We start from the raw sequence: 22,941 nt of genomic DNA on the forward strand, positions 1-22,941 counted from the left end.
CCTCTGTTCCTCACACTTAACTTATTGAGTATTGAAGAAAGAACGTTTCTATTTGACCAAAACCGTTGTATAACTGCGGTTTATCCATCCTTCGATTTCTTCACCATTAAGCACTGTTCTCACCAGTAACCACGTTCTGTTATCCCTGTTCATAATCAATAAGGGCTGATTAACAGGTAGCACTTCAATAACATTGGCCTGCATCGAGGGACCTGTTCTGAGTCTGACGTTATCACGTCTTACCACACGAATGCGGTTCAAATCGCGGTATGTCAGTTCATCTGATCTGCCTTCTTCGAGGTTTTTTACCTGTTCCTTTTTAGTCTCACACAAAAAACTGGTCAGACACTGCTGCTTTATCAAGTTCATTAAGATTTCATCTCTGACAGCAAAAAAAGTAGGCAATATGATGTAAATAAATAATAAAAGAAAATATTTTTTAACTTTAGTTGGCAGATCAGAAAAAACATTAGCAGATTTGATCTGCATCCTAATTTCAGTAAATTCACTTTCTGGCTCGCATTCCAGTGAACTGATAATGTTTTCGGCAAGATTAGTGAAAGAATCAGGTTCATCCTTAAAGAAATTATTTAATGCTGCAAGAACTATCGATTGCTCTCTTAAACTATTCCCGACTATGGTTTTCTGTGCAAACTCATCCCAATCAAATTTAAAGTAATTTATACTAGTCCTGCTAAGTAATTCATGATTCGCTATGTGATTACTTATAACACGAGGAAGAATACCCGCACCAACAGACATTGATTTAAGAATATCTGCATTTTTCTTCATTTGTTCTTCAGCAATGGCTAATGCAGAGGGAGCAAATATATTTCCCATAGCCGGACTTTGGTATAAATCTGTGACGGTGCGGTATTTCTCCATTATTTTAAAAAAAGGCATTTCAGAAACCGTTGTCAACCTTCGAAAGAAATCATTCTGTTTCTGTATACTTACAAGTGCCTGATAGCTGGTATTTTGAGTAACGGATTTTAAAGTCATTTCGTTGCGAAAGAAGTTTCCAAACATGGACTTTTGAAAATCTTGCTCAGGAATATAACTGAGCTTTGCTACCTCATTTGCTATCCTTATGTTCTCTGAACTGTATAGCGTTCCGAGCTGGCTGAGAGATTTTAGTATGGCTGATGTTCTCCGTGTTAGAGGATTATCATCTGTCTCTCTGTTTTTTGCATGATTATCATCGCTCATGGTCTTGTCCTTGCTTCATCGGGAATCATCTATATACGGCATGGGCAGGTGCTTCCTGTGCTGGTAGTGTAGGTCTTTTTACATTTTCCACAGACCCTTAATCTGCCCGTTGTAAAGCTGTCGATAAGGCGATTCACGTATTCTTTATTGCACACTGAATAAAAATGTGATGTAGCGGGGCCATCATTAATTTGTTGCTGGCGTTTCCGGCTGATCAAGCCGAGTGCGTGTAACAACTCCTGATATTTTTCAGAAAGAAACTCTATGCTGTCGTTAATTTGTTGTGTCGCAGCGACCGTCGATGCCCTGCAAAGCGGTTCATTATGGCTGATCCTGTTTCTGAACAGTCGCACGTTATTATAGATATGAAACAAGTTGTCTTTTTCCGCGCCTACCGCGTTGGGGAAAACAGTAGAAGTGAGGTTGGGCCATAATCTCGTTTTGTGAGTGTTATCAACATAGTCAGAATTAAGCAGAACGACCCATGATCCTAGCATCAGATTACCGATGATATGTTGATTGTACGAGCGTTTGGCACTGGGAGCACCTTTCTTGATTTTTTTATCATATGTGCTTTTCAGAATGGGTGCGTAACTGACGTCACCGTTCTCTTTAAGAATATCTAGGTCATGGTGCGTAAATTTATTAACTATATGATGATGGAGTTTAGCGAAACTGCCTGGAAGATCCTTCGGACGGTAAACGTTGGTGAACCATAACCAGCTATATCTGGGGTCTGACATAATACCCTGATTAATCGCATTCCTGAGAGATACCTCTACAGATTGCACTAACGGGGTAAATGCGCCAGCCAGCATTTTGTTCCAGACGTAGACAGCATATGCATGTTCGTAGGTGGTAAGCCCGAATGCTTCCTTGTACTTATCAAGTCTTGGCAATGATATCTTGTCCAGAATTTCCGCATCTAACATCCCGTTTCCCTGTCATGTAGTTAGCTTCGTATCATTCAGGATGTTACTCATTATCCGGCGGGTAATGAAGTGATATCTGAGTATGGTTGAAATGCCTGCCGATTGGCTGTATAGTAGCTAACAGTAAACCAGAGAGTACCCGCTAACTATTGGTTATGGTTCTTTGGTAACGGCTATCAGTGGTGTCTTACGGGACGCCCACCCATGAATGAGGCTCCCCTAAAGGGAGCCTTAGTCACATCTGGCCTCCCTCAATTTGTATCGCTCTGCTACTTTTCTCTTCGACGTCCCCCTTTATGCTGCTTCTGTCTACTTTGTTTACAGAAAGCAATTGCGTCATGATTCACCGCGTGCGTGATTCTGCGGAGAAAGCGGTATTCTTCCGCATGCCCTGCCCCTCCCCTCTCTTCACAACATTTAGTGCCAATTAGCCACTCACAACTACCATATGTTGTTTTTTTTGTGATTATGAACCTCCGAAAGCAACTCTTACCGGCATTTATTTCTGCGGAATTAGCCTGTACAGTGCATAAACTTCCGCAATCCCTTACTGGCAAAAAATAATTAATCTGAGTGCGTCCTGCCAGCCGCTGCGGCACAATATCAGCAAGAGGTGTTGCGCATGCGCAACTCAGCCTAAAAGTCGCAGACAACGCTACGCGCATTCTGAAGAAATTACTGGGGGAGAATCTTGCAGAATTTACCAGACGCACATTTCGCTACTGTACCCCTGGTTCGTACAGATTCACTAAGGGAATGGGAGGTTGCCGCTGCAATGCGTCGAATTGCGCAGAACCTTACAGACCCAATAATGTACCTGCTCTCACCAGAGGTTTCCGTGCTGTTTAGCTACATGCATGACATGCGCCGCCTGGCACATTTTCAGACCCTCTGGAATACTGGTGCGCGTCCCAATGAAGCGCTGGCGCTGACGCCTGCAAGCTTCGTCCTTGACGGGCCACGCCCTCACGTCATAATTCGCACCCTCAAGCAGCGCAGCCGCAAGCCTGGACGACCTTCTCGCGGAGACAGCGTTAAACGTGTTGTTCCATTACTTGATAAAGATTATGTCAGGATGATGCGGCAATACCTTGCAACCTTTCAGGTTCCGGCCAGCAAACCCATTTGGCCGGAGTCTCCTGATACTGTTGCCAGATGGTTAAAGGAGGCAATCAAACTCGCTTTATGTGACAACGTCACATTTACTATTCACATCACCCCTCACACTTTCCGACACTCTTTTGCTATACACCTTCTTCTTAATAGGGTTCATGAGAAAACCTTACAGACTTATCTTGGACACAAGTACCTAAGCAGCACGGCAAAATATACGCGCTTGTTTGCTATGGACATCGGCGCACAGAACGGAGTTTCATTTTCGTGGGATAGCGAACTGGCTTTACGTGCATTGCGTAACAATGCAGTATCAGGCATTCTTGAACAGAATTAAAAATCTGGCGACATCTTATGACTCATTTAGGAAAACACGCTACCCGTATGCCTGGGGAGTTTTATCATTGTTACTCATGTGAGCAAGATTTTGAACCTGATCAGGTTTGGGATGAATGGTTATGCCCTTGCTGTGAGTTGCCTATCTCCATTTTCGCAGAGAGTGAAGCAGCAAATGATAAAGGAGTTTTCCATCGAAAACGTGCAAAGGAAATTGAGGTAGGCGTTCTCGTCAAACCAGGGCATATGAGGGTTGATAAATGCTACGAGGTATTAGGCATTGCTCACGTCAACTCTGACCGCCTCAGAATGGGCTTACGTGGTTACGGCCAGATTACTGTGCAAAGTGAAGAATGGTTGTCAGTACGTGTCGGAGGCTGGTAGACACTATATCTACACAGCCTGTACAGTGCATCACAACCGCTTCAGCGGCTTTATCATCTAAACCACCTGCCGCGCTCTTTATTGTTAATCATGTCATTTACTCTATCTAGCGCTGCATACTTGAAGTCTTTACCGATGCCTTCTGCCATGTCGCCGGAATTGATCTCCTTGATCCTCACCCCATACGTTTTGGCAAATCTTGTCTTATCAAGTTTGCCATCGAGATAGCGCTGGCATCCCATATCGTAGCTATTGAGCACATATTGCAGATACGCTTTTCTTTGGTCATTTAGCGCTTCTGCCTCATTTAGTGCTGCCTCATCCTCACCTGCTACAACACTCCGCTTGAAGTCTAGATCTACAAGGTCTTTTTCGGCTTTAGTAATGATTTCGAACAGTTTTAGTTCAGAATCACCCTGGGAGTTTTTGTCACGCCGGTAGGCAAGGAAAAACATCAAAAGGGATATGGCCACTGCTGCAATATAGGCATAGTCCTTCAGTGTCATCACGTCTGCTGCCTGCTGAACTGCATGTGCAGCAACTGTCATTTTGCTTTACCCTGTTTTGCTTTAAGCTCCTCCAGACGTGCTTTAGCCCTGACAGCCAACGCATTGCCGCCGTCAAAGGCAATTGTAATGCTGCCGGTGCTTACAGATTCGGCTAAGCTTTCTAATCCGTGAAAAAGCTCAAAGTCACGCTTTTCAAGATGCCTTGGAAGCTCACGAATGATGTAAACCACTTCCTCGCGGGTATGACCTGCTCCCCGTTGATTAACACACCCCGATGTTAGTAATGTCTTCATAAGCCACATGAGGACATCCCCATGAAGAAGCGTTTTTCCGACGAACAGATCATCAGTATTCTTCGCGAAGCGGAAGCCGGGGTTTCTGCCCGTGAGCTCTGCCGTAAGCACGCCATTTCCGATGCCACTTTCTACACCTGGCGCAAGAAGTTTGGTGGCATGGAAGTCCCTGAGGTGAAGCGGCTTAAATCTCTTGAAGAGGAGAACGCCCGCCTCAAGAAGCTACTTGCCGAAGCCATGCTGGATAAGGAGGCGCTTCAGGTGGCTCTGGGGCGAAAGTACTGACGACAGGCCAGAAGCGGGAAGCCGTTGAGTTTATGTGTGATGCGACCGGTCTGTCGCAACGTCGTGCCTGCAGGCTTACAGGTTTGTCCCTGTCGACCTGCCGTTATGACGCTCAGCGTCCATCTGCTGATGCACATTTATCAGGGCGTATCACTGAACTGGCGCTTGAACGCAGACGTTTTGGTTACCGGCGCATCTGGCAGCTACTGCGTCGGGAGGGCCTTCACGTCAATCACAAGCGGGTATACCGTATTTACCACCTTAATGGACTGAGCGTAAAACGCAGACGACGCCGTAAAGGGCTGGCGACCGAACGGTTTCCGCTTCTACGTCCGGATGCGCCGAACCTGACATGGTCGATGGATTTCGTTATGGACGCACTGGCCAACGGTCGCAGGCTCAAGTGCCTGACCTGTGTGGATGATTTCACGAAGGAGTGTCTGACGATCACCGCTGCTTTCGGTATTTCAGGCGTTCAGGTCACGCGTATTCTGGACAGTATCGCGTTGTTTCGCGGTTATCCGGCTACGATAAGAACCGATCAGGGCCCGGAATTTACCTGCCGCGCGCTCGATCAATGGGCTTTTGAGCATGGTGTGGAACTACGGCTTATCCAGCCGGGCAAGCCGACACAGAACGGATTTATTGAGAGCTTTAACGGCCGATTCAGAGATGAATGCCTGAACGAGCACTGGTTCAGCGATATCGTTCACGCCAGGAAAATCATTAACGACTGGCGGCAGGATTATAACGAGTGCCGTCCACATTCATCGCTGGATTACCAGACGCCAGCTGAATTTGCAGCGGACTGGCGAAACGGGAAATATGAAGAAAAACCAACCGACATTACTAACTGAAGGTTGTATCTAATCTTGGGGGCAGGTCAGGTAAACTTGCCAAGTTCGTAATTATGAATCAATTCATCAATAGCAAGCTCAATCTGAGCTATGAAATCCGTAGATGTCTTAGAACTGTTGATCAGTTTGGCTTTATCTGTTACGAAATTTATTACTGTGAAACGCTCCACGCTATCTCCTTAGATGTCTTATGGAAATGTACTAACGGCCTTGAACCAACAGAATACTATATAAAATATTCGGTAAGTTAATCTTCACTTTTAGTCGAGCGCGGCTTACATTTCTTAAGACAAAAAAAACCACGGCATTTTGCCGTGGCCGTCAAATAAACGGTTTGAGTTTTAACCTTCACCGGAGGGCTGTTCTTCTGTTTCATAAGCTTTCAGCCCTTCACGCCCAACACGCTCTTCAAGCGCCTTAAGCTTGGCTGGCATACGGCCAGCGCCTTTGTAAACAATGTACTCCCCTTCGATCAGGTAGCTCCGCACCGGCCCTTTTGATGGCTTCTTTTTCCTGAGAAACGGTGTTAAATCATTAGCAGACACTCCATCCTGCTTAAGCTGTTCAAGGGTTTGTTTGATCTTGGCCTGTTTAGCTGCTTCCTGTTCTTCCTGACGCTTTTCCTCTTCACCACGGTCTGCCAATACGTTCTGAGCATCGGTAATCAAAGCTTTTAGCTGCATCATGGAAAGTGAGCGGAATACCTGGCGACGGCGTGACAAATTACCCAAATAAGAGCAGATTTCCTCAGTTGTTTTTTGTCCAGAATTTTTCATATTTTCAGCCTTCAGATGATTGAGAAGGGAACGTATTCGTCGTCTGAAAGCGTGAAGAAGCAGAGTTCAGCCGTTTTGTATGCAGACCCATTCTTTACGCTTTTCCAAAGAAGCCCTTTCTCAAGATCCGCTTTATCAACATTAAGGATGACAGGAAAAGCTGCCCCATCGACGTTATCTGCCTGAACAGCAAAAAGGCGTGAGTAAGATTCAGACAGTGTGGCTACTTTGTCCCGGAGCTGTATAAATTTCTTTTTTCCGCGATATATCTGAGCGCAATTGAGGTTGCCCGCGAGAGCAGTTGCTGGAACATCATTAACGATGTGGCTGACAATCTGCCTGATTAGTTGCGGTTTGGTGACGGTCAGCAAGCTAAGCGTCAGCGATACCTCCTCGCTAGATCTGTGTTCTTCTCTGGTCAATCGCAACCTCATTGCCTGTTTCGTTTAATTTCCTTGAGCATCATGGCATAAAAAATCAAATGCCTCAATCCAAGCTAAATTAATTTTCCTTTATGATACTTTATTGTATCATGTAATTTAATTATCCAATCAAGGTTCAAGAATGCAATTGCTAAGTCGGGATTCGTTGTTATCTGCGATACATTTTAAGAAATCGCTTCGTTATGCAGTCAAGCATGGTGTGGTTATGCCCGGCGCTTTTGCTGTGACTCTGACTTTAGCTGTAGGCCCGGACCGTATCTATGACTACTTGACGGACCTAGACACGGCAATTCTTTACGAATCAATCGAAAAGTCTCTGCGCGAAACCATTACGCATGATACTCCATCGAATCAATCTGCAATTAACCTAAAAGCTGCCAAAGAAAAAAATCAATACTTAGATAAAACGCCTGTTACCGACAATGTAATTTTTGGTAAAGATAAAGACAGTGAATCAGTTGATTTCAGTCCTGAGTTACATCGCCAAACATTAACAACCGCAGCAGACCGCCAGATTCGACTAAATCTGCTTTTAAGTATGTCCAGCGCTCCGGCCCTGTCACGTAATACGCTTAGCAATGTGCTTGTTGGTTTCGCCTTTCATCGGAACAGCCTCAAGCCCCTTGTGAAAGAAGTGGTCGCTGTTTTCTGGATGTTGTGTTTTTCATGCTCGGTTGCCATTGAGACAGTTTTGCAAAACCGAAGAGAGCATAAATCGAAATGATCAGAACACTTTTCTTATGCAGTGCAGCATTAGCTATATGCAATGCAAACGCTTCTTCTTCCATATATGGACCAAGTCCTTACGATAAATGCTTTGTTAAAGCAGGCGAGGAATATGGAATAGACCCAATGGTACTTAAGTCGATAGGCATACAGGAATCCTCCTTAAATAACAGAGCGGTTAATACGCAATCGCCCCGCTATGACGATATCTCCTTAATGCAGATCAGCAGTTGGTGGCTTAAGCAGCCCTATTTTCTAGCCAACAACATAACCCGTGACTCCCTCCTTAATGATGGGTGTCTGAGCATAAGGACAGGCGCATGGATACTTGCCGGTAACTTTGCTTTGAATGGCGTTAACTGGGAATCAGTCGGTGCTTATAACGCCGGTTTCAGAGCTGAAACGGCACAAGCAAGGAGGGTCTACATTGGTCTTATCCAGAAGCATCTAGCCAGGCTGAAAGGTCGCACAGACAACGTCCTCATTGCACAAGTCAGTGACAAGTTACGTTCGTTACCGGTCAGTGAGTTGCGTGAAACTTTTGATGGCGGTGCGCACAACTACCGTTTCGAATCTCAGCTAAGGTCTTTCTCTTTCAATATTGTTCGTCAGCGTGATCTAGGCGCTCCGGGCAAACTAGTTGGTAACTTCTGATGAATGAAAAAATCACTGCCCTGGGCGCTTTCGCTGCCCTCATCTTTTACGTCATGAAACTATTTGGCTATTTGCACTTTTCTGATTACCAGATGGCTATAGGCACGTTGCTGTCGCTATGGTCAATCAATTGTGCAATGAAAGTTTTTGTGGTCAATCAGGGCTATCACGTTTTCTTTTTATTCATCACTGCCGGCCTGCTGACTCTCGACAGCATGTACTCCAAACCTGGGCTACCCTCAGTTTACTTGATGGTCGTGACTGTATGGCATGCTGTTGCATTGGTATTGGTGCTGTTTTCACTTCCTTTTAATGAATCGACAAATGTTGCGCATGCGCAACAAAAAGATGGAAGCGAAATTGATGCTGAGTAAATGGGGCATCGGTATTGCGATGATCGGCTCTGCTTTACTGTTACTGCTCGTTCTGCGCTGGCTCACTGAGGGTAAAAGTGACGACGGCTCGGGAGACGCAAAAAGATTCGATATGCCTCATGAATTTCCTGAGAAATCGATGATAGAAAAGGAGGTTACTGAAGGTATGGATGGAATACCCGACACTGACCTTCCTGCCTCTAACAGCATAGAGAATGACTCATATTTCGATAGCCCGGAGTCAGGAAAGACTTCACCGCCAACGGACTCATTTTAATGAACTTAGAAAGCATATTTCATTTTTTATTCGAACACAGATACTTATTAGTTATGGTTTTTTTAACATATCTATTTACCCTTGCATTCCCACAAAAAAAAACCAAGCATGATAAAAAAATCAAAACTGCCGATTACGTTATAAAAAAAATAGGTAATTTCACTCCTCCTCAGAAATTAGGCTATTTAAGGAAAATTGACCCATATAGCTTTGAAGAGTTAATCATGACCTGTCTGGAAAGAAAGGGCTTCCCGATTAAAAGAAACGAAAGATATTCAAATGACGGTGGGATTGATGGTCGTTTCTTTGTAAATGGTGAAATGTATCTCATACAGGCGAAACGGTATCAGAAAGAGATACGATACGATCATCTTGAGGAGTTTTCAAACATCCTTAGTAGGCAAAATTGCAAAGGATTATTTATACACACAGGAAAAACCCCAAAAAACATTTCAGTAAGAAATATTAACATGGATAATATCACTATAATCAGCGGGAGCCGTTTACTTGCGTTGTTGGACACTGATGTTAAATTGAAATTTTAATCGCGACACATTACATTTAGACAAGCCCTAATGAGGTAATTATGTTTAGCTTTATCATTTGCATATGTATTATTTTTCTTATTGTTTCTTTTCCCTATGAAAAGGCTTACATTTTCCTATCTAAGTTCGTTGATTTAAGGTTGTTATTAACCGCAATTCTGTTAATAAGCATCCCTATTATTCGCTTTCTACTATTCTCAGGAAATGCTGACGTCCATAACGTCACCTCTGCTGATAACGATGAGCTAAAGACTAGAATGATCCTCACCTTAAATGCTTGCGCTGACGTCTTCGGCTGGCTTTGCTTATTCGTTGGTGTAATCATTCTACTAATCGTTGCAACTCAGGCTGTAGCAGCTATTAGAGAAAATAAAAACAAAATAACTAAAAATTAATAACATAGAGATAACTAGAATTTAATCGCCTCACTATTGGTTTGTTAGATTTTGGTTTTAATTTGCCAAATTTACAGACCTTGCGGCCGAAGGAAAATCTTGCGGAGGTAGTTATGGATATCAATCTGAGCCTGACATTTCTGATAATAGCTATGCTTTTATTTAGAAATTCATTGACGTTTACTGATACTCATTGGATTTGGTACGTAAAATTTGCCATTTTTATTATTCTCTGCTTAGGCGGTATATATTTATGCATTGCTGAAACAGTCAAGACAATGGCTGTTAAGTGAATAAATCACCGACGATGATAAATGATGATGTATTCCTAAGCTAACACAGGAGTTTCACATCAACCAGCCATTGATAAATTGTATTAACAAAATATAAGGCCGCACTGCGGCCTTTCTTTTAAAGACTTCTCTGTTTTTGCCTCTGTGGTAGCGGCACTTCTTGTTTTCTCTCTGCCACTTTCTCCATCACTTTATTTCTTGCCACCTGAACAGCTTGGCTAAAAGCATTTTCGAGCCTTGCTAATCCACGATTAACCGGTGACAATCCAAGCCCAAAGGTTTTATTAAATTGCGCCAGTTCGCTCTTGTCGATTGATACCTTTTTACTATTCAAAGCAATCTGCTGAAAGCCATTTTGGTGCCTGAGACTATCAAACAACTTGCCCTTACTGTCCGTCACTATTTTGAGATTTAGAGTAGACTTGGTCAGGACGTTTTGCAGTGCTTCCTGAGTTGCAAAGTGTTTTTTTCCTGACTCCATTAAGGTGACTACGTTCTCAAATCGCTTGTCTTTTAAGTCATAGAAATTGCTTGTATAACCGTATTCCAGGTGCTTAAAGTTATTCGTATCCAGCCTGACCTCACGCCCGTTCTGCATTGTCAGGTGAATTATATTGTCTTTGATGTCTGTAACTTTTCCAGCTAGCTTTGTCGGAACATTTTTATCTGCATCTATCAAACGCTCTTTGAGTGCTGTTTTGTTGAACCGTATTTCTTCACCAACCGATATTGATTTTTCCTCCACATGGTAGACCCGGACACTGTTACCCCTGCTACCTGCAATTTCATCAGCATTAAGGGTTAATGCTTTCCCTGTTGATATCGACGTAAGAGTAAGCATGTTCGTCTGTGGATTAGCTGACGTAACCGTGAAATATTCACCTTTTTCTGCCCCGCTTCTTGCGCTTTCGAACTCAATAACCTGCCCCGCTTTGTAATACTGAGCGCGGCGTTTTTCCATTGGGTCAAGGTTAGCGTTACGGTAAAGAGTTGTCGTCAGTTCTTCCCCCTTCAAACGGCCTTCTACTGCAAGCCCTTTGCGGATAAGGGCATCAACTTTGTTTCTTGTGAAATAGTCAGGAATGACTACGGCTGTCTTTTCCCTGTCATTTTTGGGCAAGTTTAGGTAGGTATTGGCGAGTGCCTGGATTCGCGCCTTTTTGCCTTCTGCGTGATCATCACCGGCATTTATCGTTTCAATCATTCCGTCGATGTGTTTTAAAGCCTCATCGACTTTGCCCTGAGCTATCGAATCCGTCGCCAGGTTGATATCAGCATTGCGCGAGCGCTGGGACTGATCGAGGTTCACTACTGACACATCATTTTGCATAAGAAGTGCCGGTACGTTACCCCATGAAAGGGCATTTTCTGAACGGTCTGCAACAAGCATTATGCGAGCGCCTGCATAACGCGCTGTCTGCTGTAATCTCAGCATATCGTCAGAACCTAGCTGTGAAGCATTCTCGACGACCCAAACCTCTTTTCTGGCCTTTACCCTGTCATTTAACGCAATGCGCTCCTCAATGCGGCTGACGTGCGCGTAGACGTTCTGAGCGTCACGTACATTTTCACGCAACTGGTTAACCCCTTCAGTATTGGTGCTGAACATTCTCACCTTATAGCCGCTGGTTTCTGCGAGAGAGCGGCCAACACCCCGCATCAAGTCTTTATGACCACTGTGATCTGTACCCAGAACAAGTATGGTCTCGTCGCGGTTAGAAAGTAACTTTGTCAGCGCCACCGCTGCCTCTTTCGTTACAGGTTCACAATCGCCGGTTGCCGCACGTTCATTCCGTACTTTTACAAATGACTCAACAACGCTTTTACCCGCTATTGCGGGTATTCGCTCTTTACCCTGAATCATATGGCGAACAACCTGCGCCTCTGTCCTTATGTTCGTGGGTAGCGTGTAGAAATGCTCCGATTTGCGGCCTTCGCCGGATATGCGCGACAAGCCCAGATCGCCGCGATTCCTCATTATAGCTATGCCCTTCTCCACGTCGTGTACATCATAGGTGCCAATCGTATGCTTGAGCACTTCCTTAAGTAAGTCCGTATGGCTGAATACGCCTTGTTTCAAAGAGAGCTTTTGAGTCACAAACTCAAGATCAGCAAAAAGGTGTCTGAAGTCAGGGCCAGCTACATCACTCTTTTTCTCGCGCTGTTCCTGCAATTGTGTGGCTTTACGAATCAAATCAGCTTGCGACATACCACTTAATGAGGTCGATTTGTCGGCCAAATGCTCACCGAGTTTTTTAATGACTTTTTCCTGATCATCCACATAAAGGTGCGCTTCGTGTCTCGCGCGACTCAGCGTTACATAGATAGACCTGAAGTTGATAAGATTTCTGCGCCACGATTCCACCACACCCATTACCCTGTCAACCGTCTTGCCTTGTGCTCCGAAAGCTGTCTGCGCATAGTTGTAATCGATGTTATGAGCCTTATTTGTATCGAGCGATATTTCAGTACCATCGGCCTTAATGATTGTTAAAGTGCATTCTGCTGCGTTTACACCTTTTACTGTGACCTCATCCCCGTTTCCAAGCCCTAACTTTTTTCTGGACTTTGTCACACGCAGGGTTTCACCTTCAGAGACGTTTATCTTTTCTTGTGTAAACACATCCAGGCTGAATTTACTGTCTTTTGGCAAGGCTGAGGGATTCAGGGTTTTAACTTCTCCTGCTTTGTTTTTAAGTTCCAAAGTTTCGTTAGTTTTCGAAACCACTTCCCAGAACTCTCCAGCTTTAAACTCCTCATGATCTCTCTGAAATTCAATGTGCTGCGATTTCGCAAAGTAACGTGCATCGCGGCGCTGGGCGGTGTTGAGATTAGCGTTCACAAGAATGCTAAGGGAATGTTCATTGGCCGAAAGTTCGCCTGCTTCTACTCTGGAATCGTGAACTGAACGGTTAAATTTGCTGCGCCCTTCGTTGTCAGGAATGATGACCAACGTTTTTGCACGTTCTTCGGGAGTCATAGCAAGATAGTCATCCTTGATATCGCGCTCCTCTATCTTGTGCACATTATCCCTGATCTTCTCAAACGTTTCAGACCAGTTCTTATCTATCGAGTGATATACCGATTGCAGAAGGGCGGCATTTTTTTGTCGAATGATCGAAGTAACATGTGAGGTTTGCATACGAAACCCCTGAAGAACGGAGAAAGCCTTACCCCATTCAACAGATTCAAGCTGTTTGCTGTCACCAAGCAATATCAGTTTTGCGCCGCTACGCTGCGCTTCATCGATTAGTTTAAAAACGTTATTACCATTAATCAGCGATGCCTCATCCACAATCCACACTTCACCGGTAGATACTTCGTCTCTCTTACGCTGGAACAGGAATGTATCAACAGTTTTTGCATCGATACCGGTCTCTTTTGCGAGCGTGTCTTTAGCTGAACCTGTGGGTGCAAATCCTTTGACCTTGTAACCCTCTTTGCTGGCATAGCCAATCAGACATTCAAGCAGCGTTGTCTTGCCCGTTCCTGCAAACCCCTGAATGCCTGAAACCAGATCCTTATTAGTGGCCGTTTGAATGATGGCCTGACGTTGGTCATCTGAAAATTTGAATGGTGAACCATATTCTTCTGATTTGCTCTCTTCAAACGCAGCAATATAAGCGACGATTCCAGCCTCATCTGCAATCGCCGGTCTCGATTCCTTACCGCTCAGCATTAGAGAAACCATTTGCCTTTCTGTTTCGAACGCATGAGGAGTTGTAAACGCAAGCTCGCCAAACTTTGTGCGTGACGCACGGGTAAGGAGTTCACCGCTCTCTACCATAGCGTTATAAACCTGCTCAATATCTTCCTGAGTTGTCTCCTCACCTATTCTGAGGCGCACGACTTCTTTTGTAAGATCTTCAGCATTAAAAACAGCTTCAGATTCTGCCAATACCCTGTAGGCAAGTTGAACATCACTGACAAGCGTTTCTGACTGCGCGGTCAGAATGTGACGTTCGGAGTTTGCCTGTTTACTCTCTACAGTGAACGTAGGATAAGCTGCTTCATACAGTGATTCAAAATCGGCATGCTCATCATCAGCCCCCCGCTCCTCGCCATAACTATTGAATGACCACTCAGATTGGTCCTCTATTTCCTGACGCCTGTCAGCCTTGACCGGATCGCTCCCCACATTTTCTGCAAGAGGCTGTTCGCTCAATGTAGGTGCACTGTTATTAATCGCCCTTTCAATAACTCCCTTTAGGTCTGCACCTGACTCAATAGCTGTATCTTTCCATTCTTCAAGCAATGCATGCCTTTCAGGTGTTTTTTTTGTATCCCGGCTATAGACTGTCGCCTTCTCAAGTGATTTTTGATCGAATAGTCCGCGCTGCTTCGCAGATTCCAAAACCTGCTTTCTTCTTTTCGATAAGGACCCGATTAAAGAATCAGGGACACCCTTAATTTCAAAGAACCCTTTGTCGCGATCTGTAATCTCCAGGTCGTACCCTAACTGTTTAACTTGATTGGCTAACTCAAATCGATAAATAAGACCTGCCATCATTTTCCCTTCATACATTCGAAGGGTCTCTAGGCTGCGCCACTGTCCATCTTTATCGACAACTGCATTCATGATTACATTGTGTGTATGCAATTGAGGATCATTTTTACGTGACTCTGTATGCGTAAAGCTAGCAGCAGTTAAGTTATCAACCTTTTCGTATTTAGTTTCCCCCTTCTCTGTAATTCTGGTTAATGCATGATTCTTTTCGATATAGGCTAATGCTTTTCTGTTGGCTTCAAGATGCGCTTTAACAATTCTTTCATCGCCTCCTACCAGAGCCAGAATTGATACACTCTTAGGGGCGGAGAATGTAAAGTCCCATGCAGGAACATGTTTAATTTCTCCACCTGCGCCGTTTCTTCCCAACTGAATGTCTGGTGCTACTCTACCATCCAGCAATTGTAGGAATTTTTCATCATTAACATTACCTGAAAGCCCTAAATTTTCTGCTCCCTTTCCATTCCATTCAGAACCAATATCGCCTCCATCCTGAGAATAATACTTATCAGGTGAGTTATAATAAGTTGTGGCTTGCGCAACATTTCCGACTTTATTGACACTCAGCATATTAGAATCCTATATCAAGTTCAGATGAGATATTGCGCTCGCCAGATTTTTCGGCTAATCGAGTCTCGGGTAAAGATGCGCTTATCTGTTCACGCTCAAAGGCCATAGCCATTAAATCAACACCGCCGCTTATACCTTCTCCTGAGTCAGAATCACTTTCAGAGGTTGTTGCATAAGTGCTTGCAGAGGCTGTAGCAGCGGCCCCGCTTGCTCGTGCGTCATTTGCTTTTTTCTGTCCTTCCCAGCTTCTGATATCTTTAAGATTCTTTGTCTGCGCATCTTTGTTGATTTCAGCAATGATTGCTTCAGGGCTGTCCTTGTTATCAATATGAAAAGCTTTCATGCTTTCAGCATTTTTCAGGAAGTCAGCTTCAAGAATTGCAGGTGCAATTTGCTTCATGCCGTCATGCTCATATTTGATGTGCGATACTGGCAAGCCTCGGTTAAGTTTTAAATAACAGTGTAGGTCGTTAAGCGCGAAAATTTCGCTCGCTAAAAGTAACTGACCTTCCTGCTGGCTGTGATTGACACTAACGGCGTCTCTTACATCGTTAGCACCAAAACTGGTGTTTTCATTCGCAACTTCTTTCTCTCTGTCTCCCAACTGATAGGCTGACCATTTTGCACCATCCATGCCATTAATTCTGAATGCCCCAAACGTTCCCAGCGAATCGAAAAAAGCCTTACCACCCGACTCTCCCATAAGCTCGTAAATCTGAAAAGGAGACTGAAATCCAATCACAGGCATGGCACCGAATTTACGTCCTGTGTTGATGAGATTAGGAAGTGATGGAAGTTCATTTAGTGTTTTAAGTTCATCTATCAGTACAGCTATAAGACGATCTTCATCAGCTTCTAAAGAAAGAATCGCTGAGATTGCAGACTCCAGCATCATTGAGATAGGTGAACGCAAAGCCTCCATCATGTCATCACGCACAGTGATGAACACAGTTACGTCACTGTCTTCGTCTCTGGCCCACTCTTTGAAAGAAAACCGCTTACCTTTTGTGTGTGCAAAATATTTAAGATTACGTGTATAAGCAGTAACAATGGCCCTTACGGAAGATGCAAGTTTTTCAGCATCCACGTTAATAACGTTACGGGCATCTGTGTCGGCCAATACACTTGAAATCTGGTCAGCGCTCATTCTGAGAATAGTGTGCATCAGATGCGCCATTTCAGGCTTTTCACTTCTCAGTGAGAATGAATGTGTTAAGGATGAAAAGAACAATTGCGCTGAGAGGGTCCAGAAAGGATCGCCACCTTTGGTGGACGGTATTGCAGCCTTGGCTTGTCTGTCGAAAACCATCTCATGATTGCCTTCGCACCATACATCCCATGAGTGAGATCGTGCATCAAAACAATTAAGAATGACGTCGATACCAGGACGATAAAATCGCTTCACAAATTCGCCGGAAATATCGTACACAACAGCTTTTTTCTTCATCGCCCTTACCTGACGAAGAAGATCGCGCATGGCGTTAGATTTTCCTGTGCCCGGAGAGCCTGAAAGACCTATCCCAGAGTTTTCCTGGAACCGTATAAGTGGTATGTCAGCAATGCGAATCCTCGAATCAAGCCCGGTCTCCTTAACCTTCATTATCGCAGCATCACGCAACTTATCATGCTCAGCGAGTTCGCTACCCCTTACATGTTCATCCCGCGCTTCTTTGCGTCCTCTTTTTACGAGATAACGAAACAGAATGTAGGCTGAAGCTAGCGCTATCACGCCAGCGATTAAGCCGCCACTAAGAAGGTTGCTATAGAGTGCTTCACCGTGCTTTTGCATGAGTGGACTTTCCACGATAGCCTGATTGGTCGTTACGACAGTTTGACCGTTAGGCAGTGTCAGGTTCGCAGAACTAGTTTTGAGGTTTAGGAAGTCGTATTGAAGCTTGCAGAAGTAGTATTTAAATCCCATGTAGCGATCAAGGGTGTTTGTCAGGTAGTAGCCTAAGAAACAAGAAGAAACGATGTAAACGCACAGCACAGCCCGGAAGTAACGCTTCAGGGTTTGATGAAGCATTCGCAGGAAGTGGATTAACGTCTGTCCTCCCCTGTTCAAATCTACCATTGTGCTTCTGTCTGCCTGCTTATTTTGCATGGTTTTCTCCTGTGCCTAGTTGCTCCAGAATGGTTTCGGCTTTTTGCTTGGCCGGTGTAAAGATGGTCCTGTTTAGATATTCGGTAATCTCGGTATCACTGACGTCGGGATCGAGTTTTTTCATAAGTTCGAAAATGAAGTGAGTAAGCTGGAAGGTGGCAGTAGCCTGAAGCTTCAGACTCATGTCAGACCGCGCGCTTAAGTGACTTGTATCTCTCAATGAAGAGATAACTAGTGAACGAGCGTAATCACTTGGTGATACGTTTCTGCGTGCAGCTTCAGCCAGGATTAGCTCCTCCATGTCTGCTGCAAGCCTGAATTGAAAGTTGTGTCTTTTGACCGCCATGTTGTTTCTCTTCTCAATGATACATATTCGTATCATAGCATGACGATCATGCACCTCTAACCCCTTTACTGCTGCGGAGTGAATCCTTTTGGTGCATGACAGCTATGAAATAGCAGTCATGCACCCCAAAGCCGCGCCCTATGCGGGTTTGGGCTTAGCATCGCATGATGCGTTGGGTGTGACGGATTTTCATGGGGGTATACAGCCGAACCGGGCACTGATCCGCGTTTTGCCCTTGGTTTTGTCCTTAGTTACTGTTTCGATGCATCGTCAGGTTCCAGGAGTCGAACGCTATGACGTTGAATGCGCCGGTTTGGAAAACCTGTCGCTTTTTGTGACCTCCTGCCAGATTCGTTCTGAGGAGGCTAATTGCATGTTGCAGCAGCGGCACCGCCGCGACTGCCCCCCCCCGAATCCGGGCGCTGACCGTGCAGCACATCAGCAGCAGCGGCACCGCCGCGACTGCCCCCCGAATCCGGGCGCTGGCCGTGCAGCACATCAGCAGCAGCGGCACCGCCGCGACTGCCCCCCGAATCCGGGCGCTGGCCGTGCAGCACATCAGCAGCAGCGGCAACGCCGCGACCGCCTCCCGAGTCCGGGCATCAGGCGGGGTGTTCTGGCGGCAGCGGCAACGCCGCGACCGTCTCCCCCGTCCGGGCATCAGGCACGGTGTTCTGGCGGCAGCGGCAACGCCGCGACCGCCTCCCGCGTCCGGGCATAAGGCGGGGTGTTCTGGTGGCAGCGGCAACGCCGCGAAAGCCTGCCCCGTCCGGGCATCAGGTGGCATGCACTGGCGACATCGGCAACGCCGCGACCGCCTGCCCCGTCCGGGCATCAGGCGGGGTGTTCTGGTGGCAGCGGCAACGCCGCGAAAGCCTGCCCCGTCCGGGCATCAGGTGGCATGCACTGGCGGCAGCGGCGTTGCCGCGAAAGCCTGCCCCGTCCGGGCATCAGGTGGCATGCACTGGCGGCAACGGCAATGCCGTGACCGCCTGCCCCGTCCGGGCATCGGGCGGGGTGTTCTGGCGGCAGCGGCGTTGCCGCGAAAGCCTGCCCCGTCCGGGCATCAGGTGGCATGCACTGGCGACATCGGCAACGCCGCGACCGCCTGCCCCGTCCGGGCATCAGGCGGGGTGTTCTGGTGGCAGCGGCAACGCCGCGAAAGCCTGCCCCGTCCGGGCATCAGGTGGCATGCACTGGCGGCAGCGGCAATGCCGTGACCGCCTGCCCCGTCCGGGCATCGGGCGGGGTGTTCTGTCGGCAGCGGCGTTGCCGCGAAAGCCTGCCCCGTCCGGGCATCAGGTGGCATGCACTGGCGGCAGCGGCAATGCCGTGACCGCCTGCCCAGTACGGGCATCAGGCGGGGTGCGCTGGCGGCAGCGGCGTTGCCGCGAAAGCCTGCCCCGTCCGGGCATCAGGTGGCATGCACTGGCGGCAGCGGCAATGCCGTGACCGCCTGCCCAGTACGGGCATCAGGCGGGGTGCGCAGGCGGCAGCGGCATCGACCGCGACCGCCTGCCACGTCCGGGCGTCAGGTGGGATGCACTGGCGGCGGCGGCATCGACCGCGACCGCCTGCCACGTCCGGGCATCACGTGGCATGCGCTGGCGGCAGCGGCATCGACCGCGACCGCCTGCCACGTCCGGGCATCAGGTGGCATGCGCTGGCGGCAGCGGCATCGACCGCGACCGCCTGCCGCGTCCGGGCGTCAGGTGGCATGCACTGGCGGCAGCGGCATCGACCGCGACCGCCTGCCGCGTCCGGGCGTCAGGTGGGATGCACTGGCGGCAGCGGCATCGACCGCGACCGCCTGCCACGTTCGGGCGTCAGGTGGGATGCACTGGCGGCGGCGGCATCGACCGCAACCGCCTGCCACGTCCGGGCGTCAGGTGGGATGCACTGGCGGCGGCGGCATCGACCGCGACCGCCTGCCACGTTCGGGCGTCAGGCGGATATTCTGGCGGCTCCTTGTATAACGGCTTTCTTTGGCTATGTAAGGGCTGTTTATTTGCACACATACCTAGCGGTCGTGTGTGTGTCAGTAGTTGCTCTAATTGACTTACGATCTTATGATACCTATTCGTATCATTTGGAGTTACCAAGATGGCTAAGATTGTTTCTGCAACCGAATCGCGGCGTAAGAAGATCCAGTTCGCGTGTGATGGGGAATTGAAAGATGAATATGACAGCTTGCGAAAGGAGCTAAACGAACTGGGATTGAAAATTAACTTAAACGAAGACTTTGAAAAAGTCGTGAGAGGAGCAATTGCCGAAATGAAAAAAGCGATAGCGGCAAAGCTGAATCTGTCAGAGCCAGCCAAATCAGTCACTGCTGATTAAGCCTAAAATCAGGTCTGGAAACCCAGACCTGATTTCCTAGTAAGCTATTTTATTGCCATTACTTTGTGAGCAGTTTCCGCAATAGTTCTCCATGCAGGAGGCACAAATTTTATTAACAATGGGCGGAGAGAATGAAAATTCACTCTGTATTTTGTCAAACACATTGCGAAAAACAACATCATGATGCTTTTTTAAACCAAAATTAGAAGTCCATCCTTTCGACCAGATGCAAAACCCATGACATAAATCTTCACCCGTGACGGCTATCAGCGCCTCGTTAAACTGCTTTTCAAACTGAGTAACAAAAGCTTTTCGCTCCAGCAGATCCAAACCCTCACACTCAGATGAACAGTCGATATAGAAAAGTTTAATATTCTGTACGGTTGATATTGGTGTTCTGGTTTCAACAATATGCATAATGCTCTCCCGGTTAGTGGCCTAATGCCTGATAAAAGTTTATTAACTCAAAATCTGGAGTTGGTCATTAAACTTAAGCCCAATTCCTGCTCTGTCTTCGAATTTAGAAATGTATGAAACACCGTAACGCTGCAAAGATTCAATATGTGACCGAGTCACGCTATGTGAATAATCGTGCCATATACCAGGTTGATCGCGTTCTGAAAACCGCGAGGGCTTATAGTGCGCTCTCAGAAAATTATAAACCTCATCAAAATTCAGTGTGTGTTGGTTTTGCGAAAGATTCCTTGGGCCTTTCGCTGCGCCCTTGACCTTGACGTTGATGTTCTGCTGTGACATGTCTTTCTCTCCCGTTGTTGTTGCTGATGATTCCCCGTTCCCCCCGCCGCAAAGCCCGAGGTGCCTCACGGGCGGCAGGTGACTGTCACGGGGGAACGGCAAAGCCGCAGCCCGGAGGGACCGGGTGCAGCCGTTCAGCGTCAGCGACCCTTGACCGGCACAGCCCGTGTGGCATCGTCAGGCGCGGTGGAGGGATTCGGGGAAGCGGCACGGCAGAGAGGTAAGACAGGGCACAGCACTTCTCACGCAAGGCGTGAGCCTTCAGAGGGAGCCTGCGACCGGTTACTGCGACAGCCGTCAGGCTGGCTGCATGGCCCTTTAACGCGACAGCCGCAAGGCTGGCTGCACTCCCTTGACCTCAGCCATCAGACATTAGCCGGGAGGCCCGAAACCCGCCTGCGGGGTTCGGCGGAGCTTAGCGGCTATGCCGCTTAGCGGAGTATGGCTCGACGACCCGGCAGCGCCGGGGAGCCGAAGGGGGCCAGTCTCCGGCTGTTGCTGTTGCTGTTGCTGTTGCTGTTGGAGATTAAAATTTAGGACCATAATCGAGGCTTGATGAAAAAAGAATCAATCCGTCGCAACACTAAAATTATGGTCAAACTAAACCTTTAAAAAATGCGGAGGGATAATGCCGGTGCGCCAGCACCGGCTTTTCCCGGCCCGAAGGGCCTGCGGTTTTTCTGGAGCCGAACCGGACGCGATACTTATTCTGATGCAGGTAATCGACAAAATCAGGCAAAACCAGATACAAGAGTTACAATTTGCGTAAATTAAAACTATTTGTCTAGAGGCGGCATATTACAGCCGCCTTGCTTACTCAGAAATATCTACCGCTATCGCTATGGTGGCCACACGCATTGCACTGAGTTTTTACATAGCTGTTAAGTGATCCACCTTCGACCCGATCATATTCAGTTCGCTGTGCTTTAGCACCACATGCGGGACATTCACAAGCATAAACGAGGTCACAAATTTCTTCACCGGCATCTATGCAGCCGCCGTAATAACGTTGGCCGTTCAAGCTCCAACCCTTATCGGATGTAGCGCAAGTTTTCACCGTTTTTGATTCCTCAGTCTCATCATGTAAAAACGCTAAATGCTCCTCATTGAACACAATAGAGATATCTTCCGGCATGTGATCAAGCCAGCATGATGGATTCAGTGTTAAAGCTGTAGATTCAATGCTTTCAAGGATAGTCAACCCGTGTTTCCCTAGATTGCTATCACTCCATACAAGGTCTGAAACGCTTTTGCAAAGCTTCTCAGTGCGCGCCGTTATTACTTCCATGTCCAGATCAGCTACTGTATTAATCAGCGCTAAAAGCGTTAACGCTTCACCTTCCAGGCCAGCGAGTTTATACACCATTGAGACGTTACTGATCGTACTCATGCGTTTTTCCCCTTAGCGATGAAAGCCGAACATTTTGCAATAATTTCGCTGTGTGCCATTCTGACATTATCGCGGAAAGTAAAGTAGCGCCGCTCGCCTGAGACTTCATCCTTAATAAATGCAAAAATATCAGTAATATTACCTGAATACATTTCTCTGAATTTAAATGAATCCGTTCCGCTGCCCTGCTTCCAGTCGATAGGCCAAAGGCACTCCAGCATATCGTTATATCTTTCCTCAGTGATCTCACTTACATCCGTTTTGACTAATTCCTCAGTCAGCATAATGGCTTCATCAAAAGAGGTGATTATCATGCTGGGATGTTCTTCGCGATATTGCTCAAGAGTCTTGTTTGAGTATTGACCAACATATGAGCCATCGCGAACAACTACAGTATCCTGAATTGATGATTTGCCTGGAATGTATAATACTAATTCAGATACTGGCAGGTGAGAGTATTTCTTTATATATGACGCGGTTGAATCAGCTTTCATAATATTACCTTCGGTTAGTGGCCCAATGCCATG

24 protein-coding genes are annotated in these 22,941 nt (G+C 46.8%); 10 read left to right on the forward strand and 14 right to left on the reverse strand.

The window, feature by feature from the left end; translation table 11 throughout:
* Positions 1-48 precede the first annotated feature (48 nt).
* Positions 49-1,209: an SH3 domain-containing protein gene (locus tag AC6I8J_RS22605; RefSeq protein ID WP_497825990.1), complete on the reverse strand. Its 1,161-nt coding sequence runs from the start codon at positions 1,207-1,209 to the stop codon at positions 49-51.
* Positions 1,210-1,238: 29 nt separating this feature from the next.
* Complete coding sequence (locus AC6I8J_RS22610; RefSeq protein ID WP_497825991.1) at positions 1,239-2,141, reverse strand: Abi family protein; 903 nt, start codon at positions 2,139-2,141, stop codon at positions 1,239-1,241.
* A 775-nt stretch (positions 2,142-2,916) separates the two neighbouring features.
* Between AC6I8J_RS22610 and AC6I8J_RS22615 the strand changes: the two genes are divergently transcribed.
* Complete coding sequence (locus tag AC6I8J_RS22615) at positions 2,917-3,591, forward strand: tyrosine-type recombinase/integrase (protein WP_497825992.1); 675 nt, start codon at positions 2,917-2,919, stop codon at positions 3,589-3,591.
* Between the two features lie 17 nt (positions 3,592-3,608).
* Positions 3,609-3,974, forward strand: coding sequence for a hypothetical protein (locus AC6I8J_RS22620; protein WP_497825993.1), 366 nt, complete (start codon positions 3,609-3,611; stop codon positions 3,972-3,974).
* Between the two features lie 53 nt (positions 3,975-4,027).
* Here AC6I8J_RS22620 and AC6I8J_RS22625 read toward each other — a convergent pair whose 3' ends face one another.
* Together AC6I8J_RS22625 and AC6I8J_RS22630 are read right to left on the reverse strand one after the other, a co-directional pair.
* Positions 4,028-4,522: a hypothetical protein gene (locus AC6I8J_RS22625; RefSeq protein WP_497825994.1), complete on the reverse strand. Its 495-nt coding sequence runs from the start codon at positions 4,520-4,522 to the stop codon at positions 4,028-4,030.
* A complete protein-coding gene (locus AC6I8J_RS22630) occupies positions 4,519-4,776 on the reverse strand; it encodes a hypothetical protein (RefSeq protein ID WP_497825995.1) in 258 nt (85 codons plus the stop codon). The genes AC6I8J_RS22625 and AC6I8J_RS22630 overlap by 4 nt, the downstream gene beginning before the upstream one ends.
* A 21-nt stretch (positions 4,777-4,797) precedes the next feature.
* On the opposite strand from AC6I8J_RS22630, the gene AC6I8J_RS22635 reads away from it, so the two are divergent.
* Positions 4,798-5,918, forward strand: a protein-coding gene (locus AC6I8J_RS22635) for an IS3 family transposase (protein WP_145032956.1) whose coding sequence is annotated in 2 segments (ribosomal slippage) — positions 4,798-5,056 and positions 5,056-5,918 — 1,122 coding nt in all. Because the reading frame shifts where the segments join, the coding sequence is not laid out codon by codon here.
* 341 nt (positions 5,919-6,259) lie between these two features.
* Here AC6I8J_RS22635 and AC6I8J_RS22640 read toward each other — a convergent pair.
* A complete protein-coding gene (locus AC6I8J_RS22640) occupies positions 6,260-6,694 on the reverse strand; it encodes an H-NS family histone-like protein (RefSeq protein ID WP_497825996.1) in 435 nt (144 codons plus the stop codon).
* Positions 6,695-6,705: 11 nt separating this feature from the next.
* Positions 6,706-7,116, reverse strand: a complete 411-nt coding sequence (locus tag AC6I8J_RS22645; protein ID WP_497825997.1) for a hypothetical protein — start codon at positions 7,114-7,116, stop codon at positions 6,706-6,708.
* Positions 7,117-7,258: 142 nt separating this feature from the next.
* On the opposite strand from AC6I8J_RS22645, the gene AC6I8J_RS22650 reads away from it, so the two are divergent.
* Genes AC6I8J_RS22650 through AC6I8J_RS22675 form a run of 6 tightly spaced genes read left to right on the forward strand, consistent with a single transcriptional unit; the run spans position 7,259 to position 10,108 of the window.
* Entirely contained in the window at positions 7,259-7,861 is a 603-nt protein-coding gene (locus tag AC6I8J_RS22650; protein WP_497825998.1) for a hypothetical protein, read from the forward strand.
* On the forward strand, positions 7,858-8,517 hold the full coding sequence (locus AC6I8J_RS22655) for a lytic transglycosylase domain-containing protein (protein WP_497825999.1): 660 nt from the start codon (positions 7,858-7,860) through the stop codon (positions 8,515-8,517). Before AC6I8J_RS22650 ends, AC6I8J_RS22655 begins: the two co-directional genes overlap by 4 nt.
* Positions 8,517-8,891 carry a hypothetical protein gene (locus tag AC6I8J_RS22660; RefSeq protein WP_497826000.1) on the forward strand — a complete coding sequence of 125 codons (375 nt, stop codon included), beginning with the start codon at positions 8,517-8,519 and terminating at the stop codon, positions 8,889-8,891. Before AC6I8J_RS22655 ends, AC6I8J_RS22660 begins: the two co-directional genes overlap by 1 nt.
* Positions 8,881-9,168 (forward strand): hypothetical protein, encoded by a 288-nt coding sequence (locus AC6I8J_RS22665; RefSeq protein ID WP_497826001.1) that lies wholly within the window; start codon positions 8,881-8,883, stop codon positions 9,166-9,168. Before AC6I8J_RS22660 ends, AC6I8J_RS22665 begins: the two co-directional genes overlap by 11 nt.
* Positions 9,168-9,713, forward strand: a complete 546-nt coding sequence (locus AC6I8J_RS22670; RefSeq protein WP_497826002.1) for a restriction endonuclease — start codon at positions 9,168-9,170, stop codon at positions 9,711-9,713. The genes AC6I8J_RS22665 and AC6I8J_RS22670 overlap by 1 nt, the downstream gene beginning before the upstream one ends.
* Before the next feature lie 41 nt (positions 9,714-9,754).
* On the forward strand, positions 9,755-10,108 hold the full coding sequence (locus AC6I8J_RS22675) for a hypothetical protein (protein WP_497826003.1): 354 nt from the start codon (positions 9,755-9,757) through the stop codon (positions 10,106-10,108).
* Between the two features lie 411 nt (positions 10,109-10,519).
* On the opposite strand, the gene mobF is transcribed toward AC6I8J_RS22675, so the two are convergent.
* The 4 genes from mobF to AC6I8J_RS22695 form a co-directional block, all read right to left on the reverse strand.
* Complete coding sequence (mobF, locus tag AC6I8J_RS22680; RefSeq protein WP_497826004.1) at positions 10,520-15,478, reverse strand: MobF family relaxase; 4,959 nt, start codon at positions 15,476-15,478, stop codon at positions 10,520-10,522.
* A 1-nt stretch (position 15,479) separates the two neighbouring features.
* Positions 15,480-17,582: a type IV secretion system DNA-binding domain-containing protein gene (locus tag AC6I8J_RS22685; RefSeq protein ID WP_497826005.1), complete on the reverse strand. Its 2,103-nt coding sequence runs from the start codon at positions 17,580-17,582 to the stop codon at positions 15,480-15,482.
* The gene (locus tag AC6I8J_RS22690; RefSeq protein ID WP_497826006.1) at positions 17,572-17,928 is read right to left on the reverse strand and encodes a hypothetical protein; all 357 of its coding nucleotides are present in this window, start codon (positions 17,926-17,928) and stop codon (positions 17,572-17,574) included. The genes AC6I8J_RS22685 and AC6I8J_RS22690 overlap by 11 nt, the downstream gene beginning before the upstream one ends.
* A gap of 247 nt (positions 17,929-18,175) precedes the next feature.
* Positions 18,176-18,502, reverse strand: coding sequence for a hypothetical protein (locus AC6I8J_RS22695; protein ID WP_497826007.1), 327 nt, complete (start codon positions 18,500-18,502; stop codon positions 18,176-18,178).
* A 1,529-nt stretch (positions 18,503-20,031) separates the two neighbouring features.
* On the opposite strand from AC6I8J_RS22695, the gene AC6I8J_RS22700 reads away from it, so the two are divergent.
* Complete coding sequence (locus AC6I8J_RS22700) at positions 20,032-20,268, forward strand: hypothetical protein (RefSeq protein ID WP_089529263.1); 237 nt, start codon at positions 20,032-20,034, stop codon at positions 20,266-20,268.
* Between the two features lie 36 nt (positions 20,269-20,304).
* On the opposite strand, the gene AC6I8J_RS22705 is transcribed toward AC6I8J_RS22700, so the two are convergent.
* From AC6I8J_RS22705 to AC6I8J_RS22720, 4 genes are all read right to left on the reverse strand, one after another.
* The gene (locus tag AC6I8J_RS22705; RefSeq protein ID WP_497826008.1) at positions 20,305-20,685 is read right to left on the reverse strand and encodes a hypothetical protein; all 381 of its coding nucleotides are present in this window, start codon (positions 20,683-20,685) and stop codon (positions 20,305-20,307) included.
* 42 nt (positions 20,686-20,727) lie between these two features.
* Positions 20,728-21,024, reverse strand: a complete 297-nt coding sequence (locus AC6I8J_RS22710) for a hypothetical protein (protein WP_497826009.1) — start codon at positions 21,022-21,024, stop codon at positions 20,728-20,730.
* An 817-nt stretch (positions 21,025-21,841) separates the two neighbouring features.
* Positions 21,842-22,414 (reverse strand): hypothetical protein, encoded by a 573-nt coding sequence (locus AC6I8J_RS22715; protein ID WP_267443496.1) that lies wholly within the window; start codon positions 22,412-22,414, stop codon positions 21,842-21,844.
* Positions 22,411-22,908 carry a DUF1419 domain-containing protein gene (locus tag AC6I8J_RS22720; protein WP_497826010.1) on the reverse strand — a complete coding sequence of 166 codons (498 nt, stop codon included), beginning with the start codon at positions 22,906-22,908 and terminating at the stop codon, positions 22,411-22,413. Before AC6I8J_RS22720 ends, AC6I8J_RS22715 begins: the two co-directional genes overlap by 4 nt.
* Positions 22,909-22,941 lie beyond the last annotated feature (33 nt).

The sequence above is a fragment of the Pantoea sp. X-Soil-ISGK-355 genome (assembly GCF_059730805.1).

Bases quoted from the DNA above. Each gene is read 5' to 3' on its own strand.
- AC6I8J_RS22605 (WP_497825990.1), bottom strand. From the start codon at position 1,209: ATGAGCGATGATAATCATGCAAAAAACAGAGAGACAGATGATAATCCT.
- AC6I8J_RS22610 (WP_497825991.1), bottom strand. From the start codon at position 2,141: ATGTTAGATGCGGAAATTCTGGACAAGATATCATTGCCAAGACTTGAT.
- AC6I8J_RS22615 (WP_497825992.1), top strand. From the start codon at position 2,917: ATGCGTCGAATTGCGCAGAACCTTACAGACCCAATAATGTACCTGCTC.
- AC6I8J_RS22620 (WP_497825993.1), top strand. From the start codon at position 3,609: ATGACTCATTTAGGAAAACACGCTACCCGTATGCCTGGGGAGTTTTAT.
- AC6I8J_RS22625 (WP_497825994.1), bottom strand. From the start codon at position 4,522: ATGACAGTTGCTGCACATGCAGTTCAGCAGGCAGCAGACGTGATGACA.
- AC6I8J_RS22630 (WP_497825995.1), bottom strand. From the start codon at position 4,776: ATGAAGACATTACTAACATCGGGGTGTGTTAATCAACGGGGAGCAGGT.
- AC6I8J_RS22640 (WP_497825996.1), bottom strand. From the start codon at position 6,694: ATGAAAAATTCTGGACAAAAAACAACTGAGGAAATCTGCTCTTATTTG.
- AC6I8J_RS22650 (WP_497825998.1), top strand. From the start codon at position 7,259: ATGCAATTGCTAAGTCGGGATTCGTTGTTATCTGCGATACATTTTAAG.
- AC6I8J_RS22655 (WP_497825999.1), top strand. From the start codon at position 7,858: ATGATCAGAACACTTTTCTTATGCAGTGCAGCATTAGCTATATGCAAT.
- AC6I8J_RS22660 (WP_497826000.1), top strand. From the start codon at position 8,517: ATGAATGAAAAAATCACTGCCCTGGGCGCTTTCGCTGCCCTCATCTTT.
- AC6I8J_RS22665 (WP_497826001.1), top strand. From the start codon at position 8,881: ATGCTGAGTAAATGGGGCATCGGTATTGCGATGATCGGCTCTGCTTTA.
- AC6I8J_RS22670 (WP_497826002.1), top strand. From the start codon at position 9,168: ATGAACTTAGAAAGCATATTTCATTTTTTATTCGAACACAGATACTTA.
- AC6I8J_RS22675 (WP_497826003.1), top strand. From the start codon at position 9,755: ATGTTTAGCTTTATCATTTGCATATGTATTATTTTTCTTATTGTTTCT.
- mobF (WP_497826004.1), bottom strand. From the start codon at position 15,478: ATGCTGAGTGTCAATAAAGTCGGAAATGTTGCGCAAGCCACAACTTAT.
- AC6I8J_RS22685 (WP_497826005.1), bottom strand. From the start codon at position 17,582: ATGCAAAATAAGCAGGCAGACAGAAGCACAATGGTAGATTTGAACAGG.
- AC6I8J_RS22690 (WP_497826006.1), bottom strand. From the start codon at position 17,928: ATGGCGGTCAAAAGACACAACTTTCAATTCAGGCTTGCAGCAGACATG.
- AC6I8J_RS22700 (WP_089529263.1), top strand. From the start codon at position 20,032: ATGGCTAAGATTGTTTCTGCAACCGAATCGCGGCGTAAGAAGATCCAG.
- AC6I8J_RS22705 (WP_497826008.1), bottom strand. From the start codon at position 20,685: ATGCATATTGTTGAAACCAGAACACCAATATCAACCGTACAGAATATT.
- AC6I8J_RS22710 (WP_497826009.1), bottom strand. From the start codon at position 21,024: ATGTCACAGCAGAACATCAACGTCAAGGTCAAGGGCGCAGCGAAAGGC.
- AC6I8J_RS22715 (WP_267443496.1), bottom strand. From the start codon at position 22,414: ATGAGTACGATCAGTAACGTCTCAATGGTGTATAAACTCGCTGGCCTG.
- AC6I8J_RS22720 (WP_497826010.1), bottom strand. From the start codon at position 22,908: ATGAAAGCTGATTCAACCGCGTCATATATAAAGAAATACTCTCACCTG.